The sequence below is a fragment of the Ruegeria sp. HKCCD7628 genome (assembly GCF_057221005.1).
Genome location: NZ_JBWVBA010000017.1, coordinates 25,868 through 49,451, shown reverse-complemented (window position 1 = coordinate 49,451; position 23,584 = coordinate 25,868). Strand labels below are relative to the sequence as shown.

At 56.8% G+C, this 23,584-nt stretch carries 20 protein-coding genes; 14 read left to right on the top strand and 6 right to left on the bottom strand.

Annotated features, from left to right (window positions below; all coding sequences use genetic code 11):
* The first annotated feature begins 1,026 nt into the window (after positions 1-1,026).
* From AC2TAD_RS21080 to AC2TAD_RS21070, 3 genes are read left to right on the top strand one after another with little or no spacing between them, the layout of a single operon-like run.
* Positions 1,027-2,685, top strand: coding sequence for a TadE/TadG family type IV pilus assembly protein (locus tag AC2TAD_RS21080; protein WP_480870300.1), 1,659 nt, complete (start codon positions 1,027-1,029; stop codon positions 2,683-2,685).
* Positions 2,686-2,706: 21 nt separating this feature from the next.
* Complete coding sequence (locus AC2TAD_RS21075; protein ID WP_480870297.1) at positions 2,707-3,318, top strand: TadE/TadG family type IV pilus assembly protein; 612 nt, start codon at positions 2,707-2,709, stop codon at positions 3,316-3,318.
* 1 nt (position 3,319) lies between these two features.
* Positions 3,320-3,958, top strand: a complete 639-nt coding sequence (locus AC2TAD_RS21070) for a TadE/TadG family type IV pilus assembly protein (RefSeq protein ID WP_480870294.1) — start codon at positions 3,320-3,322, stop codon at positions 3,956-3,958.
* Between the two features lie 299 nt (positions 3,959-4,257).
* Here AC2TAD_RS21070 and AC2TAD_RS21065 read toward each other — a convergent pair whose 3' ends face one another.
* Positions 4,258-5,691, bottom strand: coding sequence for a mannose-1-phosphate guanylyltransferase/mannose-6-phosphate isomerase (locus AC2TAD_RS21065; RefSeq protein ID WP_480870291.1), 1,434 nt, complete (start codon positions 5,689-5,691; stop codon positions 4,258-4,260).
* A 346-nt stretch (positions 5,692-6,037) separates the two neighbouring features.
* Here AC2TAD_RS21065 and AC2TAD_RS21060 point away from each other — a divergent pair, with 346 nt between their 5' ends.
* The 5 genes from AC2TAD_RS21060 to AC2TAD_RS21040 are packed head-to-tail and all read left to right on the top strand — an operon-like array spanning position 6,038 to position 11,885.
* The gene (locus tag AC2TAD_RS21060) at positions 6,038-7,027 is read left to right on the top strand and encodes a BMP family protein (RefSeq protein ID WP_170353890.1); all 990 of its coding nucleotides are present in this window, start codon (positions 6,038-6,040) and stop codon (positions 7,025-7,027) included.
* Between the two features lie 40 nt (positions 7,028-7,067).
* The gene (locus tag AC2TAD_RS21055) at positions 7,068-8,585 is read left to right on the top strand and encodes an ABC transporter ATP-binding protein (protein ID WP_480870288.1); all 1,518 of its coding nucleotides are present in this window, start codon (positions 7,068-7,070) and stop codon (positions 8,583-8,585) included.
* Complete coding sequence (locus AC2TAD_RS21050) at positions 8,585-9,655, top strand: ABC transporter permease (protein ID WP_480870308.1); 1,071 nt, start codon at positions 8,585-8,587, stop codon at positions 9,653-9,655. Before AC2TAD_RS21055 ends, AC2TAD_RS21050 begins: the two co-directional genes overlap by 1 nt.
* Positions 9,655-10,596 carry an ABC transporter permease gene (locus AC2TAD_RS21045; RefSeq protein WP_170755424.1) on the top strand — a complete coding sequence of 314 codons (942 nt, stop codon included), beginning with the start codon at positions 9,655-9,657 and terminating at the stop codon, positions 10,594-10,596. Before AC2TAD_RS21050 ends, AC2TAD_RS21045 begins: the two co-directional genes overlap by 1 nt.
* 2 nt (positions 10,597-10,598) lie before the next feature.
* Positions 10,599-11,885 (top strand): amidohydrolase family protein, encoded by a 1,287-nt coding sequence (locus tag AC2TAD_RS21040; RefSeq protein ID WP_480870285.1) that lies wholly within the window; start codon positions 10,599-10,601, stop codon positions 11,883-11,885.
* 3 nt (positions 11,886-11,888) lie between these two features.
* On the opposite strand, the gene AC2TAD_RS21035 is transcribed toward AC2TAD_RS21040, so the two are convergent.
* From AC2TAD_RS21035 to AC2TAD_RS21015, 5 genes are read right to left on the bottom strand one after another with little or no spacing between them, the layout of a single operon-like run.
* Positions 11,889-12,179 (bottom strand): hypothetical protein, encoded by a 291-nt coding sequence (locus AC2TAD_RS21035; protein ID WP_480870282.1) that lies wholly within the window; start codon positions 12,177-12,179, stop codon positions 11,889-11,891.
* Positions 12,169-13,215, bottom strand: coding sequence for a hypothetical protein (locus AC2TAD_RS21030; protein ID WP_480870280.1), 1,047 nt, complete (start codon positions 13,213-13,215; stop codon positions 12,169-12,171). The genes AC2TAD_RS21035 and AC2TAD_RS21030 overlap by 11 nt, the downstream gene beginning before the upstream one ends.
* Positions 13,212-13,622, bottom strand: a complete 411-nt coding sequence (locus AC2TAD_RS21025) for a DUF4383 domain-containing protein (RefSeq protein WP_170755307.1) — start codon at positions 13,620-13,622, stop codon at positions 13,212-13,214. The genes AC2TAD_RS21030 and AC2TAD_RS21025 overlap by 4 nt, the downstream gene beginning before the upstream one ends.
* Positions 13,619-15,106, bottom strand: a complete 1,488-nt coding sequence (locus AC2TAD_RS21020; protein ID WP_480870277.1) for an FAD-binding protein — start codon at positions 15,104-15,106, stop codon at positions 13,619-13,621. Before AC2TAD_RS21020 ends, AC2TAD_RS21025 begins: the two co-directional genes overlap by 4 nt.
* Positions 15,103-16,047 carry an alpha/beta fold hydrolase gene (locus AC2TAD_RS21015; RefSeq protein ID WP_480870305.1) on the bottom strand — a complete coding sequence of 315 codons (945 nt, stop codon included), beginning with the start codon at positions 16,045-16,047 and terminating at the stop codon, positions 15,103-15,105. The genes AC2TAD_RS21020 and AC2TAD_RS21015 overlap by 4 nt, the downstream gene beginning before the upstream one ends.
* Positions 16,048-16,234: 187 nt before the next feature.
* Between AC2TAD_RS21015 and AC2TAD_RS21010 the strand changes: the two genes are divergently transcribed.
* From AC2TAD_RS21010 to AC2TAD_RS20985, 6 genes are all read left to right on the top strand, one after another.
* Positions 16,235-17,212, top strand: a complete 978-nt coding sequence (locus tag AC2TAD_RS21010) for an alpha/beta hydrolase (RefSeq protein WP_480870274.1) — start codon at positions 16,235-16,237, stop codon at positions 17,210-17,212.
* 173 nt (positions 17,213-17,385) lie between these two features.
* The gene (locus tag AC2TAD_RS21005; protein ID WP_480870271.1) at positions 17,386-18,966 is read left to right on the top strand and encodes an ABC transporter substrate-binding protein; all 1,581 of its coding nucleotides are present in this window, start codon (positions 17,386-17,388) and stop codon (positions 18,964-18,966) included.
* A gap of 127 nt (positions 18,967-19,093) precedes the next feature.
* A complete protein-coding gene (locus AC2TAD_RS21000; RefSeq protein ID WP_480870268.1) occupies positions 19,094-20,659 on the top strand; it encodes an ABC transporter substrate-binding protein in 1,566 nt (521 codons plus the stop codon).
* A gap of 4 nt (positions 20,660-20,663) precedes the next feature.
* On the top strand, positions 20,664-21,611 hold the full coding sequence (locus tag AC2TAD_RS20995; protein ID WP_480870265.1) for a glutathione S-transferase family protein: 948 nt from the start codon (positions 20,664-20,666) through the stop codon (positions 21,609-21,611).
* A gap of 48 nt (positions 21,612-21,659) precedes the next feature.
* Positions 21,660-22,637 carry an ABC transporter permease gene (locus tag AC2TAD_RS20990; RefSeq protein WP_170353866.1) on the top strand — a complete coding sequence of 326 codons (978 nt, stop codon included), beginning with the start codon at positions 21,660-21,662 and terminating at the stop codon, positions 22,635-22,637.
* Positions 22,634-23,584: an ABC transporter permease gene (locus AC2TAD_RS20985; protein ID WP_170353864.1), complete on the top strand. Its 951-nt coding sequence runs from the start codon at positions 22,634-22,636 to the stop codon at positions 23,582-23,584. Before AC2TAD_RS20990 ends, AC2TAD_RS20985 begins: the two co-directional genes overlap by 4 nt.

Genomic DNA, 23,584 nt, shown 5'->3' with positions numbered 1-23,584 from the left:
GGCTCATAACCTGAAGGTCGCAGGTTCAAATCCTGCTCCCGCAACCAATCTCTAGGGTCAGAAAATCTCAAAACGCCCGTTCAGACTACAATTGATCCCCCGGATCAATTGCTTAACGTCTTCACCTCGTCAGCCGCATAACCTGAAGGTCAGAGGCGCAAACCCTAATCCCAAAACCAATCTCTAGTGCCAGAGAACAATAGCCTACACGCCCAAAGAGGCGTTTTCTGCATTTGACGTGTTGGAGCGTGGTGCTACGGCGGTGCTACGCAACACAGCAAAGATAGGCACACTAACAGAGTCAAAACGAACCACCGTAGTCGTCGATTCTCTCTCTCCTGAAGAAAAACCAACCCGCAGTCTCCGTCGGTACTGTCAGCACCGTCAGCGAAGTGAAACTGCATAGCTCAATGACGTTTGCGTAAGTATTTTCTGCTTGTTCGAAACAACCTACGCGACCGAACCGCGCGAGTCGGGTTATCGATGTGGCAGCCGGTCAGGATCAGCAACCGGGATCCCGCCGTAACGATTCAGAGTTAGAGGGCTCAGAATCGATTAATCACTGAGTGCTAAAAAATGAATTTCAAGCTTGGTGGAAACAATAAGTGAGTAACTGGTATGTGGTTCACCAATTCATGTTCAAAAATGACCATAGTCAGCGATGAAAGACATGTAGCTTAGAGCGTGTGACACCAAGTTTCCGTGCCTCTAATCAACTAAACCAAACAAGTAGGTTGTTTGGTTCGGAAAAATAATGCGAGCACAGCAGCGTTTCAAGCTTCTGAAATACAATAGAAAACTTGGCACACATACCGCTAGGATAGCATTCGCGAGTACTCGTCTCGCCGGATATGACGACGCCGCAGAGTCTCGGGTTTGAAGATGGTACAAGCTATCCGATTAAAAGAATGTGTCCCAAAATTGACAAAATTCGTTCACTTCCAGTTCATTTTAAGTTCATTTTGGTGTAAGTTATTAACTGCTTTTTCAAATTGTTCGCGGTTCCACCAGTTATGAGTTGTTCAGATGGGTACAGATTTTGAAGATTTGACCGAAGGAAAATCGGTCTTCATTTCGATAAAGCGAAGCCAGCAAACCAGTGATGACGCATGTGGATTGATGGCCCGTTTCCGTAGCGAGTCCGAGGGTGCGGTTCTGGTTTTGGTCGCCATGATGATCATCCCGATGCTTGCCTTTATTGGGTTTGCGCTGGAGCTTGCGCTGACCGAGAATGTTCGGGTCAAACTGCAAAATACGACGGACGCGGCCAGCCTTGCTTCGGCGGATCTTGAGCAGGTTTTGGATCCTGAAGATCTGGTCGAGGATTTTTTTGAAAAAGCAGGGCTTGCTGCCAACCTGAAGAATGTCTCGATAGTAAACACGCCAACTGAACGGACGGTTAGAATTACTGCGGGCGAAGAAGTTCCGGCTTATCTAACACAAGTTGTGGGTTGGGAGTCATGGGATGTACCCGTTGTTGGTGCTGCAACAGAGTCGCGCCAGGATCTGGAAATTGCGGTCGCCCTGGACAATTCCGGTTCGATGTCGTGGGCGCCAGGGGCTACCAGCGGGCCAGCTGCCACGCCGTCTCGGATGGATTTGTTGATTCCAGCAGCCCAAGCATTCGTAGACGCTGTCCAACCTCGCCCGGGTCAGCCAGGTAACACAACGATTTCACTCGTTCCATTTGCAACCCAGGTTTCCGTCGGTGAAGCATTGCTTAGCAACTTCACGGTCAGTTCCGAGCATTCCACTTCGAACTGCGTGACCTTCAGCAACGCTTCCGACTACCAAACGACAGCCATCCCTACAGATACGACCCTGTCCAGAACAGCGCACCATGACGCCCGAGGGCTTGGCAGCGATGTCACTCAGTTTGGCGCAGTTTGCCCAACTGACTCTACTGTACGTGACATTGTTCCATGGGCGGAGGATCCCGAAGTTCTTAAGGCGCGTATCCGAGCAATGCAGCCTTACGGTTTCACTTCGATTGAAATGGCGACGAAATGGGGCGCTGCCATGTTGGATCCGTCGTTGAGACCGGTTTTGTCATCCTTGTCAGGAACTGCCGGATTTGAATACTTAGCCGCTCCGGCCGCACGAAACGTTCCTGATGACTTCACCAGCGCCGATACGGTAAAATATCTGATCGTGATGTCAGACGGTGAGAATACGCAGAGCTACGACATCAAACCCCCCTTTCGCAGTGGCAATTCGCCGGTATTCAACGTGCCAGGAACGAACAGGTATGCCTATTTCAGGAACCGTCGCGGGCCATTTGATTACTATCACGTCCCGGGTAACTTCTGGAGCACGTCGCCAGGCGGAGGAGCCGTCCGTTTGACTTGGCCAGAGGTCTGGGCAGCTATGCCAGTACGCCGATTTGTAATCGACATACTTGCGCCAGCGGATACCCGGCGATCGGCCAACAACCATTATAATCGGATCGTCACATCAACCCTAAACACGACGAAGAACCCTCGTACCTCCGCGATCTGTCAGGCGGCCAAGGACAGTGGTATCACTATCTTTACCATCGGCATGGATACCTATGCGCAGGGCGATGCCACTCTTTTGGACTGTGCCTCGTCCCCCGCCTTTTTCTATGACGTGAATAGCCTCGATATTGCCTCGGCCTTTGAGTCGATCGCGCGGCAGATCAACCGCTTGCGATTGACACAGTAGCGAGGGCGGAGGGTTTTGATCATGACTACCATTCGTAACGACAAAAATATGGCCGTATCGCAACAACCAGAATCCAATGCGAACGGCGGCTTTATGACCAGACTTCGAAATTGGCGAAAGAACGAAGCTGGCGCAGTGCTGGTCGAATATGCGTTCTGCTTACCGCTGCTTTTGTTGATCTGCTATATGACGCTTGAGTTCAGCTTTCTGAAGATGCGCCAGATCTCGCTGGATCGTGTGACGGACCAGACTTTTCGCGAGCTACGCCTCGGATTGATTCCCGATCCGGATCACGAAAAGGTCAAAGATGCTATGTGTGCCAAACCCTTGGCGCGTTTCATCCTTTGGAATTGTTCGGACAACCTGTTGCTGCAGGTGCGCGAGGTAGAAAGATCGGTGTGGAACTTGGATCTGGGTCAAACCAATTGCCTCGATACGACACCGGAAGACGGTTATATGCCGCCAATTGATTTCAGTACTGGAATCGAGAACCAGTTGATGGTGGCGCGGGCCTGCCTGATTCAGGGCTCATTGTTTCCCCCGATCAACGCGCTGCGATCGCTGCCGCGGTATGACGAGTTCGGGAATTTCGCCCTTGTGTCCAAATCAGCCTTTGTGAACGAGCCTTTCTGACATGTTTAACCAGTTGAACAGTTACGCCCGCGCCGTGTCTGGCGCTGTTGCCCGCCTTAAAGCAGATACAAGCGGTGCCGCGCTTGTCGAGATGGGAATGGTGTTACCGTTTCTGATCTTTTTGACGGCCGGAGGTATCGTTGTGCAGGATGCGATACGGGTTACGTATCTGCAGTCTAAGGCAGCCTATACTGTATCTGACATGGTCAGCCGGGAAGACAATTTCATCGATTCAAGTTATTTCGACGGTATGGACAGCATTTACAGGTTTCTGACAAACAACAGCTATCCAACCGAACTCAGGATGTCGACGGTCGAGTGTACGGCAGATTGCGCGGATCAGGCGCAGCGTGTTTTGGAATTCTGTTGGTCCGAGTCGACCGACGGGCTGACGGATCTTACAAATGCGCAGATGATCTTCTACGCGGACCGGATCCCGCTTTTTGCTGAGGGTGACACGTTACTCATGACCGAGGCGTTTCTGGACTATACCCCTTGGTTTGGCGATTTGATTATCTCAGCCCAAACCTTTGATTCGATTGCCTTCACTCGCCCGCGTTTGGCACCGCAAATTAAGTTCGATACGGGCGCCATAGATACGGACGGTAACCAGATCATCCGGGATTGTTTTAACAACTAATTCAAAGCCCGGATGCCACCGACGACTGTACCTCTGCCGTTCGGCATAAACGACTTCCTGTAGTAATTTCCAAGGCTCCTAAAATTTTCGGTGAAGTTAATATAAATCTCTGATTTAAAACACACTTTCAACACATGCCGTGCACCTCCGCGGTCCTGATGCCGACTAGCTCTGAAGCCCCGCCAAATCGGCCGAATTCCTCTCGGAATGCTCGGTTGCAAGCGCTTTAAAATCTGTCATTCAAAAAACCTGTGAAACTGACAGCGCTTCAATACCGCGCTGCCGTCAAGTTGATGCGATCAGTCCCGCGCATAAACGTCTTCGTATCGAATGATGTCATCTTCGCCGACATAGGCCCCGGTCTGAACTTCGATCAGTACCATGGGCACTTTGCCCGGATTCTCCATCCGGTGGACCGAGCCGAGCGGTACGTAAACGCTCTGGTTCTCGGTCACCAGTTTTACTTCGTCGTCGATTGTCACTTTTGCGGTGCCTTCGACCACGATCCAATGCTCAGACCGGTGGACATGGCTTTGCAGCGACAATGACGCGCCGGGATGGACAAGTATCCGCTTGACCTGAAAGCGGTCACCCACAACCAGGCTCTCAAACCACCCCCAAGGCCGATGGTCCTTGGGGAATTGGGTGGCTTGCGCCGACCCCTTGGCCTTAAGCGCGGAAACGGCTTTCTTGACATCCTGCGCGCGGGATTTGTCTGCCACCAGCACCGCATCATTCATCGCAACGGCCATAATATTGTTCAACCCGATACCCACGACCTCAAGCCTGTCGCTGTCCGACCGTAGCAGAGTGTCATGACAGTCGATGGCGGTGGCATCTCCGGTGGTCACGACTCCGTCGGCATCTGGCCCGCTTTCGCGCCATACCGCGTCCCAGCCGCCCAGATCCGACCAGGCTGCATCAAACGGAACCACGGCTAGGTTGTCCGCCTTTTCCATGACTGCATAGTCGATCGAGATATCCTCGGCCTTCGACCATGGTTCAGCTGCAAGACGCAGAAAGCCCAGGTCAGGTTTAGCGACGTCCAGCGCTTTTTGCACAGGCTCCAGCAGCGTTGGCGCATGTTTTTCGAAAGCTGCAATGATATCGGTCGCGCGGAACAGAAAGATACCGGCGTTCCATTTGAAATTTCCAGCCGCCAACATCTGAGCCGCCCGCTCGGCATCGGGCTTTTCCACGAATTGCTTCAAAGGAACAGTGGCGCCGTCTGTGCCGGGTTGTTCAGCCAGTTCCAGGTATCCATAAGCCGTTTCCGCATGTGTCGGCGTTATGCCAAATGTCACCAGTTGCCCCTGCGCCACCGCATCCAGACCCTGTGCCACAGCAGCGTGAAATGCTGCGACATCAGGAACGACGTGGTCGGACGGTGCAACCAACAGCACTGCGTCTTTGTTTTCAGCATGCGCATGAAGGGCGGCAGCCAGAACGGCTGGGGCAGTGTTGCGGCCCTCGGGCTCGATCAGGATGGCACCGGGGTCAATGCCAACGGCCTGCAATTGCTCGGTCACGATAAAGCGAAAGTCCGAGTTGGTCAGAACCATTGGTGCGGTGCATTGCAGCTGATCGTTGTCAGCGGACAATCGCAGCGCCGAGCTTTGAAACAGGGTGTTGTCCCCGATCAGGGACACGAATTGCTTTGGATAGCTTTTGCGGGAAAGCGGCCACAAGCGGGTTCCAGAGCCTCCGCACAAAAGAACGGGAGTAATCTGCATGTTGGTTTCACTCAATCAAACCTAGGTTGTCTTTGGTCCTAGAGAATGGCCTTTCCTTTGACAAGCTAAGGGGCATGTTTGCGATGTAGAATTCTCTTTTTTGATTGAGTTCGTACATTTTTGACTCACCCCTTATCCAAAAGGTGAAGCTCATGTGCCCAAGACTGCCCTATTGCCGTTTGGAAGGTACTAAGCGTTTGTTTCTAAACGCCGAAAAGAGTTTGCGGGCGATGATTAAAAAATGGTCGCCAGAGTCAAAAAACCGTGCAACCAACCCGCTACGCCAGATGAACAATTTGACTGAACAGTAAAAAAATGCTCGCATCCCAAAAAACAGGAGAGTGTCATGGCTGATCATAAATTATCGCGAAGGTTATTGCTTGCTGCCGTTGCAGCGGCGTCCACTTTGTACTCTGCCGGTCTGGCGGCGGCTGAGACGGTCAAGGTGGCCGCAATCTACACTCTGCCGGTGGAACAACAATGGATCAGCCGCATCCACAAAGCGCTGAACGCTGCCGCCGAGCGCGGCGATATCGAATACGTATTCTCGGAGAACGTGGCCAACACGGATTACGAGCGGGTGATGCGCGAATATGCTGAACAGGGTTCGCAACTGATCGTGGGCGAGGTGTTTGGTCTGGAACGTGCGGCGCGCAAAGTGGCCAAGGATTATCCTGACACGGCATTCCTGATGGGATCGTCCTTCGGTCCTGTGGGGCCGAATTTCTCGGTCTTTGACAACTGGATTCACGAACCTTCCTATCTGACAGGCATGGTTGCCGGTGCCGCGACTGAATCGAACGTGATCGGTATGGTCGGCGGTTACGCCATCCCCGAGGTGAACCGCCTGATGAACGCCTTCATGGACGGCGCACGCGAGGTGAACCCGGATGTCAAATTCCTCGTGACCTTTATCGACAGCTGGTACGACCCGCCTAAAGCCAAGGAAAGCGCGATCGCCATGATGGATGCGGGCGCGGACATCATGTATGCCGAACGCTTTGGTGTATCGGATGCAGCGGTTGAGCGCGGCGTCAAGGCCGTCGGCAACGTCATCGACACGTCGGGCGACTATCCGGGTACGATCATGGCATCGGCCTTGTGGCATATGGAGCCGACAATCGACAAAGCCATCGCCAACGTTTCCAGCGGCACGTTCGAGGCGTCGGATTACGGCCAGTACAGCTTTATGGGCTATGGCGGTGGTTCGATGGTTCTGGACGAGGAGCTGGTGCCTGCTGATGTTGTCGAAGCGGTCAATGCCCGTCAGGCGGAAATCCTTGATGGCCTGTTCCGCGTGAATGTGAATGACGATCGCCCGGTCTCGGACCAGTGATCCCTTTCGGGCCGGTCTTTGAAACCGGCCCATTTTCCAAATGACCAAATCCACAGTTCTGAAACTCAACGGGTTGAGCAAGCATTTCGGCCCAGTTATCGCCAATGACAACGTCGACCTGAGCCTGAACAAGGGTGAGGTTCTGGCATTGCTGGGCGAAAATGGCGCGGGCAAGACCACGCTGATGAATATGCTGTTTGGGCATTATTTGCCCGATTCAGGATCTATTGACGTGGCGGATGAGGCCGGGCATCTGCACCCCTTGCCGCTGGGCCATCCGCAGGTGGCACTGGCTTCGGGCGTAGGGATGGTGCATCAGCATTTCACGCTGGCCGAGAATATTTCGGCTTTGGACAACATTACACTTGGGTCCGAGCCCTTGTTTGCCTTGCGCCGCAACCGGCGCGAAGCCCGCCGCAAGATCGAGGCGATCATGGCGCAAAGCGGCCTGACCGCGCCCCTGGACACACCGGTCGGGCGTTTGTCAGTGGGTGAGCGTCAGCGTGTCGAGATTCTCAAAGCCCTCTACCGCGACGCGCGCATTCTGGTTCTGGACGAACCGACTGCCGTTCTGACCCCGCAAGAGGCCGACACGCTGTTCCAGAACATTCGACAGATGACGGACGAGGGGCTGTCAGTCATTTTCATCAGTCACAAACTGCGCGAGGTTTTGTCTTTCTCTGATCGTATCGCTGTGTTGCGCCACGGGAAGAAGGTCGGCGAGATGTTGACTGCGGATGCCGACGAGAAATCGATCGCACGCATGATGGTTGGTGCCGACACGCCCGAGCTGGCCGGGTCCGAACTGACACCGGGTGATCCCGTGCTGACCATGTCCGACGTTTCGGTTCCAGGGCGGTCCAAACGGGACACATTGACCGGGGTGAACATGACTGTGCGTGCGCATGAAATTCTGGGGATTGCCGGTGTATCGGGCAACGGGCAAAGCGGTCTGGCCAACGTCATTGCGGGTCTGACAAGGCCAGAACAGGGTCTAATTCGGGTGGATGGCGTCGAAATCACCTCTCCGACCCCTGCTAAAATGGTGGGTGCAGGCGTTGGTCGGATTCCCGAAGATCGGCATCACGAGGGGATCGTAGGTGCCATGAGCGTGGCCGAAAACATGGTGATAGAGCAGTTAAACGACCCCGAGGTTCAGTCCTACGGTTTGTTGCTGCGGGAAGATATCCAAGACAACGCAGAGAGGCTGTCCAAAGCCTATGACGTGCGCGGACCGGGTGTTGATGCGCCAGCGCGGTTGTTGTCGGGGGGCAATATCCAAAAGCTTATTCTGGCGCGTGTGTTCGACCGCTCCCCGCGCCTTATTCTGGCAAACCAACCGACACGTGGTTTGGACATGGGCGCGGCGGCTGAGGTCGGCAAACGTCTGCTGAACGCACGGGCGCGTGGCGCTGGTGTGGTCCTGATTTCCGAGGACCTTGATGAATTGCTAAGCCTAGCGGACCGCATCGTTGTGATCCGTGACGGCGAATTGCATGAAGCCCCCGGTCGCGACCGCGAGCAGATCGGACTGATGATGGCAGGAGAACCGGCATGATCCGCATCGAACCGCGCCAAACCCAGTCGCGGGCTTTCACTCTGGGTGTGCCCATCCTGTCCGCCGTGATCGCGCTGGGCTTTGCTGCCATTCCCCTGTTGGCTGCGGGTGCAAATCCGATCACTGCATATGCCGAGATGTTTCGTGGCGTCTTTGGGTCGGTCTTTGCCTTCTCTGAGGTGCTGACGCGGGCGACACCGTTGATCTTTACCGGCCTCGCCGCCGCGTTGGCCTTTCGCGCAAAGCTGTGGAACATCGGGGCCGAGGGACAGCTTTATCTGGGCGCTATGGCCGCCGTGGCTATTGGATCTGGGGTGCTGGATATCTCTGGCATCCTTCTGTTACCGCTGATCGTTCTTATGGGCGCGGCGGCGGGGGCGGCGGGGATGGTCGCCCCCACTTATTTGAAAACCCGCTTTGGTGCGGATGAGGTGGTCACGACGCTGTTGCTGAACTTCATTATCCTGATCTTCGTTCAGATGATGCTGGAAGGGCCATTGAAAGATCCGATGGGGTTGGGTTGGCCGCAATCTGCTCCGGTTTTGGATCAGGGAATGCTGCCTCCGTTGTTGGACCGGATGCGCGTTCATTCGGGGCTTATTTTGGCTCTAATACTGGCCGGATTGGCACAATTCATGTTGGCGCGATCTGTATGGGGCTTCCGGCTGCGCGCAGTCGGAGAGAACGCCGCCGCCGCGCGTCACGCAGGGATCAACGTGAACCGATCGCTGTTCGGCGTGGCCATTCTGTCGGGTGGTCTGGCCGGGCTTGCGGGTGTCAGTGAAGTCGCAGGTTTGAAAGGATACCTGACCGCTGATCTGTCGCCGGGCTTTGGCTACACGGGCATTGTCGTCGCCATGCTGGCGGGGCTGTCGCCGGTGGGGGTCGTGATTGCTGCGCTGTTTATCGCCTCAGTCTTCGTGGGCGCCGACAGTATGAGCCGGGCCATGGGGGTCTCGTCGTTCCTGGCGGATCTGGTCGTCTCAATGTCGTTGCTCTGCGTTCTGGTCGGCGGGTTCGTGGCGCGGTATCACATCGTCCGGGCCAGCACCACGAGGGCTGCGTCATGATGGATATCCTTAACATCCTGCTCTCTGAAAGCTTTTGGGCTGCATCCCTGCGTATTGCTACACCGCTGATCTTTGGCGTGCTGGGCGCGCTGATCTGCGAACGGGCGGGCGTTTTGAACCTTGGAATCGAGGGCATCTTTGTCGTCGGCGCCATGTGCGGCTGGATGGCCGTCTGGTTGGGTGCTGGCTTGTGGGGTGGTGTTTTGGTTGCCGCTCTGGCCGGAGGGTTCTTCGGCTTGCTTCACGCGATCCTGACGGTGCCTTTGGGACTGTCGCAACACGTCTCGGGGCTGGGGATTACATTATTTGCGACCTCGGCCAGCTATTACACCTATCGCACGGCGCTGCCGAACGTTTCATCGCCGCCAAGGATCGAGCCGTTTCAGCCGCTGGATCTGCCTGTGCTGTCAGATTTACCTTTTTTAGGGTCTGTTTTGTTCCAACAGACGGCGCTGACATGGCTTGCGCTGCTGCTGGTTGTGGTGGTCTGGTACGTGCTGAACCGCACCGCGCTGGGCGTGGCGATCAAGGCCGTGGGCGACAACCCCGACAGCGTCGATGCGCAGGGTCTGTCGGTTTACGGCCTGCGGATCGGTGCCATCGTCGTGGGTTCGGCCCTGATGGCTCTGGGCGGAGCCTTCCTGACCATGAGCGCCTTTGACGCTTTCTTTTTCGGTATGGTCAATGGACGCGGCTGGGTCTGTATTGCGCTGGTCATTTTCGCCAGCTGGAGGCCGGGCAAGGCGCTGCTGGGCGCGCTGCTATTCGGTGCGTTCGACGCGCTACAGGTACGCTTGCAAACCGAGGTTGGTGCGTTGGTCCCCGGTCAGGTCTTCCTGATGGTACCCTATGTCCTGTCGATCATCGCCCTTGTGATTGCCGCGCGCTCGGCCGATTATCCACGAGCATTGCTTACCCCATGGTTTAAAGGTCAACGCTGACTATGGTCGATCTGCTTATCAAAAACGCCACCCTAACGGACGGTCAGACCGGCATGGATATCGCCTGCCAGGGCGGCAAGATCACGGCGTTCGAGGCCGGAATCACCGCCGACGCGGCAGAGGTGATCGACGCCCAGGGTCAGCTGGTCTCACCCCCTTTTGTCGATCCGCATTTCCACATGGATGCGACCCTATCACTGGGCAATCCACGCATGAACGTCTCGGGCACGCTGCTTGAGGGGATCGCGCTGTGGGGCGAGTTAAAGCCGTTGCAATCGGTCGATGACATCGTCGCCCGCGCGTTGCGCTATTGCGAACTTGCCGTAGCCAAAGGCATCGGCGCGATCCGCAGCCATGTGGATACTTGCGATGATGAACTGAAGGGCGTGCAGGCGCTGTTGCAGGTACGCGAGCAGGTGAAAGACTATTTGGACCTGCAACTGGTGGCCTTCCCGCAGGATGGTGTGTTACGCGACCCGACCGCGATGCAGAACACACTCCGCGCGCTGGATATGGGCGTAGATGTGGTGGGCGGTATCCCGCATTTCGAAAGGACCATGTCGGATGGGGCGGAATCCGTCCGACTGCTGTGTGAAATCGCGGCTGAACGCGGCTTGATGGTCGATATGCACTGTGATGAGAGTGACGATCCCCATAGCCGCCATATCGAGACGCTTGCTTATGAAACCCAGCGATTGGGGCTGAATGGCCGGGTGGCGGGGTCGCATCTGACGTCGATGCACTCGATGGACAATTACTACGTTTCGAAACTGATCCCGCTGATGGTCGAGGCCGGGGTGCATGCGATCCCGAATCCTCTGATCAACATCATGCTGCAAGGCCGCCATGACAGCTATCCCAAGCGACGGGGCCAGACCCGCGTACGAGAGTTGCGCGATGCGGGGATCACGGTCGGGTTTGGCTCTGACTGTGTGATGGATCCCTGGTATTCGCTGGGCAAGGCCGACATGCTGGACGTGGCCTTTATGGGGTTGCATGTGGGGCAGTTATCCAGCCGTGCAGACATGACATGGTGTTTCGAAGCGGTAACCACGAATTCCGCCCGCATCATGGGGTTGGACGGATACGGTGTGGCCAAAGGCTGTGATGCGAATTTCGTGCTGTTGCAAGCGGCAGATCCGATTGAGGCGATCCGCTTACGCGCGCACCGGCTGGCTGTGGTGCGCAAGGGGCGGGTGATCTCTCGGTCGGTCCCGGTGACGCATGATCTGAGCCTGCCGTCCGGAAAAAGAACGCTGGACGAGGCTCGTGTTCCATTTGAAGGATAGTTATCAAACCTTCGGCAGCGGCAAACATCCCGGCAGGCCCGCCGGCAGAACCAGCCTTGCTCCGCTGGCGTAGAGCGATTTGGCGAAGCCCGGAACGTCCGAGGCCACTGTGACGCTTAACCGCGAGGCCGTCAGCACCGCTGTGTCTTCAGGAAGGTTCCGAAGTAACCCGTCCTGCGGTAGCACCACGACATAGGCCGGAGCTTCGTCCGTCAGCAGGGCAACGATTACAAGCGTCGCTATCCAGCCCAGCACCACTATGGGCAAGGTGGTTAGGATCGACTTAATAGTCATGTATGTGTTCCAGCGTCAGACCCGAGCTCTCTAGCTGACGCAGGGTTTCGAGAAGAGCCGGAACCTTTACCACGATCAGATGTCGATAATCCCCATATCCCTGACGAGGGGTACTGAATACGGAACCTGCTGTGGTTGGTTGATCCGAAATAGCGGTGAACATTATGTCGTCATTGCCCGCGATCTCGACCACTTCCAGCCCGTCGCGGGCCATCTGAGCCAGCAGATTGGTCAGGGTACGGTAGCGGGGGGTTTCAACTTCAGTCCCTTCTGGCCGAATGGCGATGACCTTAACATCCGTATAGCCAGTGATGTCCTCATCTGCTGTCAGGATCATTCGCAGGGTCAGTTCATCGGTGCCCACCTGCGCCACGGCTTGTTCAATTACGCCAGCATAGGCGTCTTTCGCCGTGTACTCCAACCCCAGCGCAATGGCCCGTTCGCTGTCACGCAAAGATCCGGTGGATTGTTCCAACAGGGCTTGTGCGTCTTCGGCAAATGGCCATTTGTACCATGGAACCTGCTGCAGGAATTCTGCATATGCAGAGGCTTGTCGCGCAGAAAGATCGTCAAGTGGCGCACGATCAGGTTCGCGCAGTGCGGCAAACAGGCGGCCCACCGTTTCTTCATAGGCAGCTTTCATGGCCAATTCGGCGGTAAAGCTGGTGCCGATAACGTAGACCATCTGTTTGGTGGGCCAATCAATCTCACCATGGGCCGAGGCGTTTTCAGTCAGGGCACAGAGCGATGTCCAGAACCCGGTGATCCCCTGCCAGAAGCCGTAATCATGCGGGTCTCCCGTGCTGATAACCTTGGCATAGTCATCATAGGCATGAACGATATGCCATTCGGGATAGGTCATCAGTGTCCGCGTTTCCGGGCGGTGATGTTCCGGGGGCAGAAGCGAAGCGTATGATTGCGGCTGTGCGGTGCCTTTGCAGCTTGTTTCGACATAGATGATGGGTGCGGCCAGTGCGATCACGACCACAACAATGAGCAGAACCAGGCGCCGAAGCCAGCGCAGAAGAAACCTCACGATGATCTCCTTGCGTCACGCAGTCCGGCCCAGGCGGCGATGCCGCCCAATGCCAGATGCGGAAGATTGGCAAAGATACGCCCCAGCGACAGGTCCATCCCGGCCGACGGATTGGTGAAGATGCCCATGTCCAGATAGCCGTAACCGGTGAAAAAGCCGAAGACGCCATCGCCCAGATAGGCCAGCCCGAACAGGATCAGGAACGTGCGCGCCGCTTTGTGCGACATGAGCCCCGCGATCAACGCCCACAATGCCGAGGCCACGTGTAGCGCGTCGTCATAGATATCCAGCGCGAAAATACCGAAGGCCAGCCCGTTTTCATCAGTCAGGCCGGGCACATAGTTCAACGACGCCGCAATCATCAGCGCGACGAAATAAACGATACATAGCTTTTGAAGGTTCGTCATACTTGCCCCAGATAGCTGTCCCAAAGGTTGTTTCGCAGCACCAGTTGCGGGTCGAGCGTACGTTTGACCCGCGCGAATTCTGCTGTGCGCGGATAGGCGGCTGTCAGTTGATTCAGCGTGGCATGCGGGCGGTAGGGCAGGTAATAGGCCCCTCCGATCTCGACAATCCGGTCAATCAGAGCGCGAGTCATGCGGGCCATGTCAGCCTCGCCCCGTTGCGTCATTTCCTGGCTGAAAGACATAACAGCGGCGATCCGGGGTTCCGAGGCAAACGACAGCACTGCCTGATCATCCTGTGCAACATAGCGCAGTGTGACATTCAGGAATTCCTGATACGAGGCCGGTATTACTTCGCGGCAGGCAGTCAGGAAATCATCAAAGGCGTCGAAGCCCACGAAGTATTCGTGCAGGATATCCGTGCGATCCGGGTTGCGGTCATCCAGCGTGACGACGGGTTCGTTAATCAACGAGTTCCGTGTCGCCTCGCCACCGCCCAGGGCCGGGCCCAGTTTGGTTTCGTTCCACCAACGGAATGTCTTGAATGCCTCGCTGCCCAGTTGCGCCCGATAAAGGCGGCTGGCTGCGTGTGACATCCAGCCCGATCCCGCCGCAGGGGGCAGGTCCGACTGATCGCCGGTTTCGCGATAGGTGATCAGCAGGGCGTGTTCGAAGAACGTCTCGCGTTCAACATTCAGGCGACCATAGGCCATCGTGACAGCTGGATCTTCGACAGCCGTTTTGAGGCTGTCGGCAAAAGCGGTCGCCTCCATCACGTCAAAAGACGGTGTCAGTCGGGTATTCGGGACCATCTCGACCTCAAGGTCCACGATTATGCCGATCAGCCCGTAGCCACCCATGCCGAGGTTGAACAGATCGGCATTTTCGGTGGGTGAACAGGTGACAAGCTGTCCGGATGGCAACACCATGCGCAATGATCGCACCGTAGATCCCATAGGACCGAAGGGCACCGGCCATCCGTGTGCATTGACTGAATAGGTCGCAGCAACGCCGAAATCATGGTTTGACTGCATGACCTTTGGCGAAAATCCTGCAGGGTCCAGCGCCGAGATCACCTGAGACCACCGCGCGCCCGCATGGGCCAGATAGGTCTGCGCGGTACTGTCCATCTGAACAGAGCCATTATCGAAAGTCAGCGCCGTGCCGTTGCGTGGAATGGCCTGACCGCCCATCGAGTGTCGGGCCGCGCCCACATTGACCGGTCGCCCATCTGCCTGGGCCCGCGTCAACTCATTTCGAATTGCGGTCACAAGCGCGTCGCCGGCATCCTCGGTCATGACCAGATGTTTGTGGATCGGGGTCGGTGACAGGCCGCTGGCATCGTTCATGATCTTCGCGTCTTGGGGCGCAAAGGTGCGGTGAGTTCCGTCATAACTTGGCAAATCGGCACCAAGCCAGCGCGACAGGCCCCAACCGGCCACCCCTCCGGCGGCAAACAAGGCGGCTCTTCTGGTGAATGTGCTCATGAATCGGCCTCGTCAGGTCGTGCGTTTGAAAAGGTTTGCAATATCTCGATCAGCGCGGCCTGAAACGCCTGTGGGTCTTCAAGCTGAGGGATATGTCCCACGCCCGAAAGCGCCCTGTACTGCGCATCGGGGATCAAGGTCAGCAATTCTTCGGCCTGTTCCAACGGCGTCACGGTATCTTCGACGCCCCAGATCAGACCGACCGGCAATTGCAGCGCCTGCCAGTTCTCAGCTCGGGTGCTGAGCGCATTTTGGGGCGGAACCAGCAACTGGGGTAACCAGTCTGCCACCGCGGCAGTATATCCGATGCGGGCCATGGGTTCTTGCAAGAGCGCAGTGACATCATCCGTCGCTGCGGACTTGATGTGCAGGAAGCTGCGCAGGAAAGCTTTGGTCAAAATCGGGTTCGACACCGTGGCCGAGGCGATAAACGGGCGCACAGCATCGCTTTGCAGGTAAATGGGGGTCTCGGTTGGTGGATCATGCCTGCCAAGGGCTATCGCTCCGTTCACTACAACAAGGCCCGACACCAGATCAGGGCGGCTCATCACGGCTTCGACAACAGGGCCTGCCCCGATGGAATGTGCGACGGCTATTGGCTGGTTGTCCAATGCCTCAAGCAGGGCGATCACGCGATCGGCTTGTTTGGGGCGGCTGTAATCGCTGTCGTCAGGGTGTTGTGACCATCCAAACGGGGGCATATCAAACGCGATGGCGTGAAAGCCTGCGTCCCCGACGGAATCGAGCGAAGGAAGCCACAGGCCGGACCAGGCAGCCGTACCGTGCGCAAACAGGACCGGAACGCCAGTGTCAGGGCCACGTTCCAGCACAAAAACGGCACCTTCGGCTGTCTCGATCAATTGGCCGCCCAATGGCAGTTCTTGCCCAAAAGCGATGGTTTCGCGGTTGTTTGCAACAAGGCGCAGCCCGATCAGAACCATCGCCACAAGGACCAAACCCGTAAAAACAAATCTAAAAAACACACGCATTGAATTTATAGTTGGGCGCTTGAAGTTTTAATGCAACCGAGGAAAACCTTACTATTCCAAAGCGTGTGATTTTGGCAAAAGCTGACAGATCTCCGGCAGCTTGCTAGGGTAGTTTTACTTTTAATCGGAGTTTTTTTGCATGCTTTTCATAACCAACAGATTCCCGACCCAAAGCATTCGTACCCGACGCGGGCGCCGGTTCACTTTTGACCTCAACAACAACGCGCCGTCCAATTCGGTGTTCTATTGCGAAAAGGGTGAAGACGAACACCATACCGAAATCACAAGTGCCGAATTGTTGCGGCGGGTCCGTGACAGCGATTGCCGCCAGATTCTGCTATACCTGCATGGGTTCAACAACCTGCCTGACGATGTCTTTCGCACCACAGCCGAGGTGCAACGCCTGTGTGATTTGGCCGATCCGGGCGAAGCGATGGTGCTGCCACTGATCTGGCCCAGCGATAACGAGCATGGGATCGTTCAGAAATACTGGGACGACCAGAAATCCGCAGACCAAAGCGGGTATTCCTTTGCGCGCGTGTTAGAGCGGTTTCTGGAATGGCGCAACAGCGCCGAGAATGAACCTGACGTGGCCCCGTGTCTAAAGCGGATCAACCTGCTGGCGCATTCAATGGGCAACCGTGTGCTGCGGCAAACGCTGATCGAATGGGACCGCTATGATCTGGCCTCGGGCGTGCCGCTGTTGTTTCGTAACACGTTTATGGTTGCGGCTGATGTGGTGAATGAAACGGTGCACGAAGACGAACCGGGAGTTCTGGTCAGTCATGCGTCGCGCAATGTGGTGGTTTATTTCGCGTCAGACGATCTGGCGCTGCGGGCCAGTAAGGCGGCGAACCTCAAGAACAAAGTGGCCTCGCGGCGGTTGGGGCACACAGGCCCCGAAAACATCGACCGAACGCCACGCAACGTGTTTCAGGTCGATTGCGATGACGTCAACACGCGCTATGATAACCCGACAGGTCACAATTATTTTGGGCCGGTCACGCCGGGCGGTGAGCCCGGACAGGTGTTCAAGCATATCTTTGACTGTATTCAATCCGGACGTGTCTTCCCCCATGAGGAATATCGCAGGTCCGTTATTCTGCCTTCACCCTAGACGATGAGTAGACCCTAATAAGGTCTATGGATGAATTTCATGGCTATCTATCCGTTTTGATCACAATCTGGTGTTGCAACTGTGAAAATGATCTGGATGATCAGGGTCACCAAGGTCACGGAAATGGCCTGCCGTCTGAAATGGCGGCGCTAACAATAAACGGGGAGATCAAAATGATCCTGAGAAACTTGATGTTGGCTGCCAGCGCCACCGCGCTGATGGCCACGGGTGCTTCGGCTGAAACCCTGCGCTGGGCGCGCGCTGGTGACGCGCTGACGCTGGACCCGCATTCGCAGAACGAAGGTCCGTCGCACACCATTCGGCACCAGATGTACGAGCCGCTGATCATCCGCGACGTAACCGGCGCGTTTGAACCTGCACTGGCCACCGAATGGGGGCCCAAGGCCGATGACCCGAATGTCTGGGTGTTCAAGCTGCGCGAGGGTGTGAAATTCCACGACGGCGCGGATTTCAACGCCGAAGACGTGGTGTTCAGCTTTGAGCGCGCCAAGCAGCCGAACTCAGACATGAAGGAGCTGATCGGCTCGATCACCGAAGTGCGCGCGGTTGACGATTACACCGTCGAGATCGTCACCGATGGTCCGAACCCGATCCTGCCGTCGAACCTGACCAACCTGTTCATTCTGGACAAAGGCTGGGCCGAGGCCAATGACACCGTCAACGTGCAGGATTTTGAGGGTGGCGAGATTACCTATGCCACCACCAATGCCAACGGCACGGGGCCGTATAAACTGCAAAGCCGCGAGCCTGACGTGAAAACCGTGATGGTGCGCAACGACGACTATTGGGGCATCGACCAGTTCCCGATGGAAGTGACCGAGATCATCTATACTCCGATCCAAAACGCTGCGACGCGTGTGGCAGCGATGCTGTCGGGAGAGGTGAACTTCCTTCAGGATATGCCCGTGCAGGATATCGAGCGCGTCAACGGTGCAGATGGCCTGATGGTCAAGCAGGCGCCGCAGAACCGTGTGATCTTCTTTGGTATGAACCAGGGCGCAGATGACATCGAAGCGGACAACGTGGACGGCAAGAACCCTCTGGCCGATGTGCGTGTGCGTCAGGCCATGTCGATGGCGATCAACCGTGATGCGATCAAACAGGTCGTGATGCGCGGCCAGTCGCAGCCTGCGGGCATGATCGCACCTCCCTTCGTCAACGGTTGGACCGCTGATATGGACAGCGAATCCTCGACCGATCTGGAAAAGGCCAAGGCCTTGATGGCCGAGGCAGGCTATGGCGACGGATTCTCGCTGCGGCTGGACTGCCCGAATGACCGTTACATCAATGATGAGGCGATCTGTCAGGCGGCCGTTGGTATGCTGGGTCAGATCGGCGTGACTGTGAATCTGGACGCCAAGCCCAAGGCGCAGCACTTCCCGCTGATCACCGACAGCAAGACCGACTTCTACATGCTGGGTTGGGGTGTGCCGACATATGACTCGGAATACATCTTCAACTTCCTGGTCCATGGTCGCGAAGACGATATCGGCACGTGGAACGGCACCGGCTATCAGGACGATGCGCTGGATGCGAAGATCAAGTCGCTGGCCTCGAACACCGATCTGGACGCGCGGAACGCTGACATCGCCGACATCTGGCGCGTGGTGCAGGACGAGGCGCTGTACATCCCGATCCACCACCAGGTTCTGAACTGGGGTATGGCTGATGGCGTGGGCATCGAAGTGGATGCGGAAGACCAGCCGAAAGTCAAATACTTCACCATGAACTAAATCGGTTCGATTGCGAACAAGGCAGGGCGCGGTTTTCGCGCCCTGTTTTTTGTTTCGACCTGAGATTTCCTTGCGCAGGCGAAAAAAACCAAGAAAACTTGAACGCAGAGAACAGGGAGAGATAAAAATGATCCTTAGAAACAGTGCCATTGGCCTGGCCCTGCTGGTTGCGACCAGCGTTCAGGCGGCCGAGTTCAAATGGGCCTCGACCACCGATCCGCAGACCATGGACCCGCACGCCGTCAACTCGGCCCCGGTTCTGGGTTTTCTCAACAATGTCTACGAAGGGTTGGTGCGCCGCGGCAAGGACATGACAGTCGAACCCGCGCTGGCCGTAAGCTGGGAGCCGATCGGAGAGGGTGAAGGCTGGCGATTCAAGCTGCGTGAGGGTGTGACCTTTCACGACGGCAGCACCTTCGATGCGCAAGACGTGCTGTTTAGCTATCAGCGGGCCTCGGGCGAGTCGGCGGATACGCGCAGCTGGTTTGCGCCGGTCAGTGAGGTGATCGTAGTCGATGACTATACGGTCGATATCATGACCTCGGCGCCGAACCCGCTGTTCCCGTCTTCGATCGCCAACTGGATGATCATGGATCAAGGCTGGACCGAGGCGAATGACGCCGTGGTGCCCGATAAGGAAACCGGCAACTACGCCACGATCAATGCCAACGGCACCGGCGCGTTCAAGGTGACGGCCCGCGAACCGGGGCTTAAGACCGTGTTAGAGCCGCATGGCGGTTGGTGGGGTGAGGTTGAACACAACATTACCCGCGCCGAATTCAACCCGATCCAGAACTCAGCCACTGCCGTGGCGGCGCTGCTGTCGGGTGATGTGGACATGATCAATCCTGTGCCCATTCAGGACGTCGCACGCCTCAAGGAAAACGCCGATGTGGACGTCATTCAGGGGATCGAGGCGCGTGTAATCATGCTAGGTTTCGATCATGAAGCCGAGACGCTGAAATATACCGATGACGCGGGCAAACCGAACCCTTTCCGTGATGCGCGGGTCCGTCAGGCGGTGGCGCAGGCGATCAATGTGGATGCAATTCTGGCCACGATCATGCGCGGCAGTGCCGAAGCCGCCTCGCAACTGGTAAGCCCGGCTATGAGCGGCTATTCCGCCGCCAATGCAGATCGCCCCGCCTTTGATGTCGAAGGTGCCAAGGCGCTTCTGGCCGAGGCGGGCTACGGGGATGGGTTCTCGTTCGGGCTGAAGTGCCCCAATGACCGCTATCTGAATGACGAACCGGTCTGTCAGGCCGTCGTCACCATGCTGGCGCAGATTGGGATCACGGCGGAACTGGATGCTATGCCCGTCCGCAACTACTGGCCAGAGCTGCGCGAGGATAACTACGACATGTATATGTTGGGCTGGAGCCCCGGCACATTCGACGCCGAACATCCCGTTCGCTTTCTGGTAGCCACGCCCAACGAGGAAAAGAAGCTGGGCAGCTGGAATTTCGGCGGCTACTCGAACGAACGGGTGGATGAACTGTTGCCGATGATCCAATCCGAGCTGGACGCGACGAAGCGTCAGGCCATGCTGGATGAGGTGACGGCCATCTATCAGGACGATCATGTCTATGTGCCGATGTATGTGCAGCCTCTGGTTTGGGGGACCGGCAGCAATATCGACCTGACACAACGCCCGGATAACTTCTTCATCCTGCGCTGGGTTACGGTGAACTGACCGCATGGGTGTCATGATTGCCGGGGTCTACCATGTGGACGACCCCGCCCCCGACACATCGCTTGACGGCGCATACCGTCGTCAGACGTCGTCCATCCGCAACGCTCTGCCCGACGGTCCGTACGGGCCGGGGCGGTTCCACCTGTATGCCGCGTGGAATTGCCCTTGGGCGCATCGGGTCCTGCTGACGCGCGCCGTTAAGGGATTGGAGGAGTTGATCACCGTCGCCTATGCCCGCCCGCGCCGCACGCCGGACGGTTGGGTGTACGACACCGATGGTGACTATGCCGATCCTCTGTTCGGTGTCACCGCGTTGCATCAAGCCTATGCAAAGGTTGATCCTGCTTATACCGGGCGCATCACCGTGCCTTTGTTGTGGGATCGCGCCAAAAACCGCGCGGTGTCGAATGAATCCGCCGATCTCGTGCGTATGCTGGGCACGTTAGAAGGCTATGGCCCCAATCTGGCCCCGCCAGAAAAGCTGGATCAGATCAACGCCTGGAACGATAAAATCTATCCGCGCCTGAACAATGGCGTCTATCGCGCCGGGTTTGCCCGCACGCAAGAGGCGTACGAGGCCGGATTCCACGATGTCTTCACCATGCTGGACGAGATCGAGACCCATCTGGCTACCAACCGGTACCTGTGCGGCGACGAGCTGACCGAGGCCGACCTGCGCCTGTTCGCGACACTGGCGCGGTTCGATGTGGCCTATCACTATGCCTTCCGCTGCAATTTGCGGCGTCTGGTGGACTATCCGCATCTGTGGGGCTATGCGCGGGATTTGTATTCTCGACCGGAGATTGCCCGGACAGTGAAGCCCGATAACTACAAGGCCGGGTATTTCTCACCCTCCGAGCTGCGAAACCCGCTGGGGATCGTGCCATTGGGGCCACAGATAAACTGGGCTGAGCCACAGGATCGGGTCAGCTTGTCCTCTGCGACATCTTGACCATTTGGACAGGGCGTGCGTAGAGAGGCAGATCAACGGGGAAACTAAATGTTCGCATATATCGTTCGAAGGATGTTCCAATCCGTGATCGTGCTTTTGGTCGTGGGTCTGGTCGCTTTTTCCATGTTCCGATTTGTCGGCGATCCGATCGACAACATGCTGGGGCAAGAGCGCACCCAGGCCGATATCGACCGGCTTAGGGGCGAGCTTGGGTTGGATAAGCCCTTCCCGGTCCAGTATTTCAAGTTCCTGCAAGGGGCCGTTCAGGGCAATTTTGGCGTCTCTTACCGCCAGGGTCGTCCGGTTTCGACCATCATCGCAGAACGTGCACCCGCGACGCTGGAACTGGCTTTTGTGTCAGGTTTCCTGGCCATTACGATGGGCATTGCTCTGGGTGTGTTCACAGCGATCCGACGACAAGGGATCGCGGCGAATGTGATTATGACCGTCAGTTTGATCGGGGTTTCGTTGCCGACCTTCCTGATCGGGATTTTGCTGATCTATATCTTCTCGGTCGAACTTGACCTTCTTCCCAGCTTCGGGAGGGGCGAAACCGTTATGATTGGGAACTGGTCTACGGGCTTTTTGACGTCGTCGGGCCTTAAGGCGTTGATCCTGCCTGCGATCACGCTGGGCTTGTATCAGATGACGCTGATCATGAGGCTTGTGCGGTCCGAGATGCTGGAAGTGTTGCGCGCCGATTACGTTCGTTTTGCCCGTGCCCGCGGATTGTCGGACCGGGTGATCAACTTCCGTCACGCGCTGAAGAACACATTGGTGCCGGTGATCACCATTACCGGTTTGCAACTAGGCTCGATCATTGCGTTCGCCATCATCACCGAGACGGTGTTCCAATGGCCGGGCGTCGGTCTGCTGTTCATCAACGCGATCCAGTTCGTCGATATCCCCGTCATGGCCGCCTATCTGATGCTGATTTCGGTCATGTTCGTGACGATCAACCTGATTGTCGATCTTCTTTATTATGCTATTGACCCGCGCCTGCGTGTCGACGCGAGGGCCACATGACCGATATTCTCGATACCCCCAAAGCGCCGGAAAAGTCGCGGTTCGCCAAGTTCTGGGACGGCGACTTCGCATGGTCCTTTCGGCATTCACCTGTGGCTATTGTCGCGACTCTGGTTGTCGCCATACTTGTGCTTTCGGCGATCTTTGCGCCGCTGATCGCGCCCTATAATCCGTTCGATCCGTCCTCACTGAACCTGATGAACGGGTTTACGCCGCCCGGAACACCCAACGCCTTTACGCAGGAGACCTTCCTGCTGGGAACCGACGATCAGGGGCGCGACGTGTTCTCGACCATCCTGTACGGGATGCGCGTTTCCCTGTTCGTGGGCGCATCTGCCGTGCTGTTGGCCTTGATCATCGGCATCGTTCTTGGGCTGGTCGCGGCTTATTTCGGCGGCTGGATTGAAACGCTGATCATGCGGGTCGCCGATGTGCAGCTGACTTTCCCGGCCATTCTGGTCGCCATGTTGATCTTTGGTATCGCCAAAGGCGTCACCCCGCCGGAATACCGCGATGAGATGGCGATCTACGTCCTGATCGTCGCCATTGCGCTGTCTGACTGGGTCCAGTTCGCCCGTGTGGTGCGTGGTGCGGCGTTGGTCGAGAAAAACAAGGAATACGTCCAAGCCGCCCGTCTGATCGGGCGCGGATCTTTCCCGATCATGTTCCGCCATATCCTGCCCAATGTCCTCAGCCCGGTTCTGGTGATTGCCACGATCTCGCTGGCGCTGGCGATCATTGCCGAGGCGACACTCAGCTTTCTGGGTGTGGGCGCGCCGCCGACCCAGCCGTCTTTGGGCACACTGATCCGCATCGGGCAGGGTTTCCTGTTCTCGGGTGAGTGGTGGATTCTGTTCTTCCCGGCCTGCACCCTTCTGGCGTTGGCCTTGTCTGTGAACCTGCTGGGCGACTGGCTGCGCGATGCGCTGAACCCCAAGCTGCGGTGA

What these genes read in the sequence shown, in the direction of transcription:
- AC2TAD_RS21080 (WP_480870300.1), top strand. Translation starts at nt 1,027, where the DNA reads ATGGGTACAGATTTTGAAGATTTGACCGAAGGAAAATCGGTCTTCATT.
- AC2TAD_RS21075 (WP_480870297.1), top strand. Translation starts at nt 2,707, where the DNA reads ATGACTACCATTCGTAACGACAAAAATATGGCCGTATCGCAACAACCA.
- AC2TAD_RS21070 (WP_480870294.1), top strand. Translation starts at nt 3,320, where the DNA reads ATGTTTAACCAGTTGAACAGTTACGCCCGCGCCGTGTCTGGCGCTGTT.
- AC2TAD_RS21065 (WP_480870291.1), bottom strand. Translation starts at nt 5,691, where the DNA reads ATGCAGATTACTCCCGTTCTTTTGTGCGGAGGCTCTGGAACCCGCTTG.
- AC2TAD_RS21060 (WP_170353890.1), top strand. Translation starts at nt 6,038, where the DNA reads ATGGCTGATCATAAATTATCGCGAAGGTTATTGCTTGCTGCCGTTGCA.
- AC2TAD_RS21055 (WP_480870288.1), top strand. Translation starts at nt 7,068, where the DNA reads ATGACCAAATCCACAGTTCTGAAACTCAACGGGTTGAGCAAGCATTTC.
- AC2TAD_RS21045 (WP_170755424.1), top strand. Translation starts at nt 9,655, where the DNA reads ATGGATATCCTTAACATCCTGCTCTCTGAAAGCTTTTGGGCTGCATCC.
- AC2TAD_RS21040 (WP_480870285.1), top strand. Translation starts at nt 10,599, where the DNA reads ATGGTCGATCTGCTTATCAAAAACGCCACCCTAACGGACGGTCAGACC.
- AC2TAD_RS21035 (WP_480870282.1), bottom strand. Translation starts at nt 12,179, where the DNA reads ATGACTATTAAGTCGATCCTAACCACCTTGCCCATAGTGGTGCTGGGC.
- AC2TAD_RS21025 (WP_170755307.1), bottom strand. Translation starts at nt 13,622, where the DNA reads ATGACGAACCTTCAAAAGCTATGTATCGTTTATTTCGTCGCGCTGATG.
- AC2TAD_RS21020 (WP_480870277.1), bottom strand. Translation starts at nt 15,106, where the DNA reads ATGAGCACATTCACCAGAAGAGCCGCCTTGTTTGCCGCCGGAGGGGTG.
- AC2TAD_RS21015 (WP_480870305.1), bottom strand. Translation starts at nt 16,047, where the DNA reads ATGGTTCTGATCGGGCTGCGCCTTGTTGCAAACAACCGCGAAACCATC.
- AC2TAD_RS21010 (WP_480870274.1), top strand. Translation starts at nt 16,235, where the DNA reads ATGCTTTTCATAACCAACAGATTCCCGACCCAAAGCATTCGTACCCGA.
- AC2TAD_RS21005 (WP_480870271.1), top strand. Translation starts at nt 17,386, where the DNA reads ATGATCCTGAGAAACTTGATGTTGGCTGCCAGCGCCACCGCGCTGATG.
- AC2TAD_RS21000 (WP_480870268.1), top strand. Translation starts at nt 19,094, where the DNA reads ATGATCCTTAGAAACAGTGCCATTGGCCTGGCCCTGCTGGTTGCGACC.
- AC2TAD_RS20995 (WP_480870265.1), top strand. Translation starts at nt 20,664, where the DNA reads ATGGGTGTCATGATTGCCGGGGTCTACCATGTGGACGACCCCGCCCCC.
- AC2TAD_RS20990 (WP_170353866.1), top strand. Translation starts at nt 21,660, where the DNA reads ATGTTCGCATATATCGTTCGAAGGATGTTCCAATCCGTGATCGTGCTT.
- AC2TAD_RS20985 (WP_170353864.1), top strand. Translation starts at nt 22,634, where the DNA reads ATGACCGATATTCTCGATACCCCCAAAGCGCCGGAAAAGTCGCGGTTC.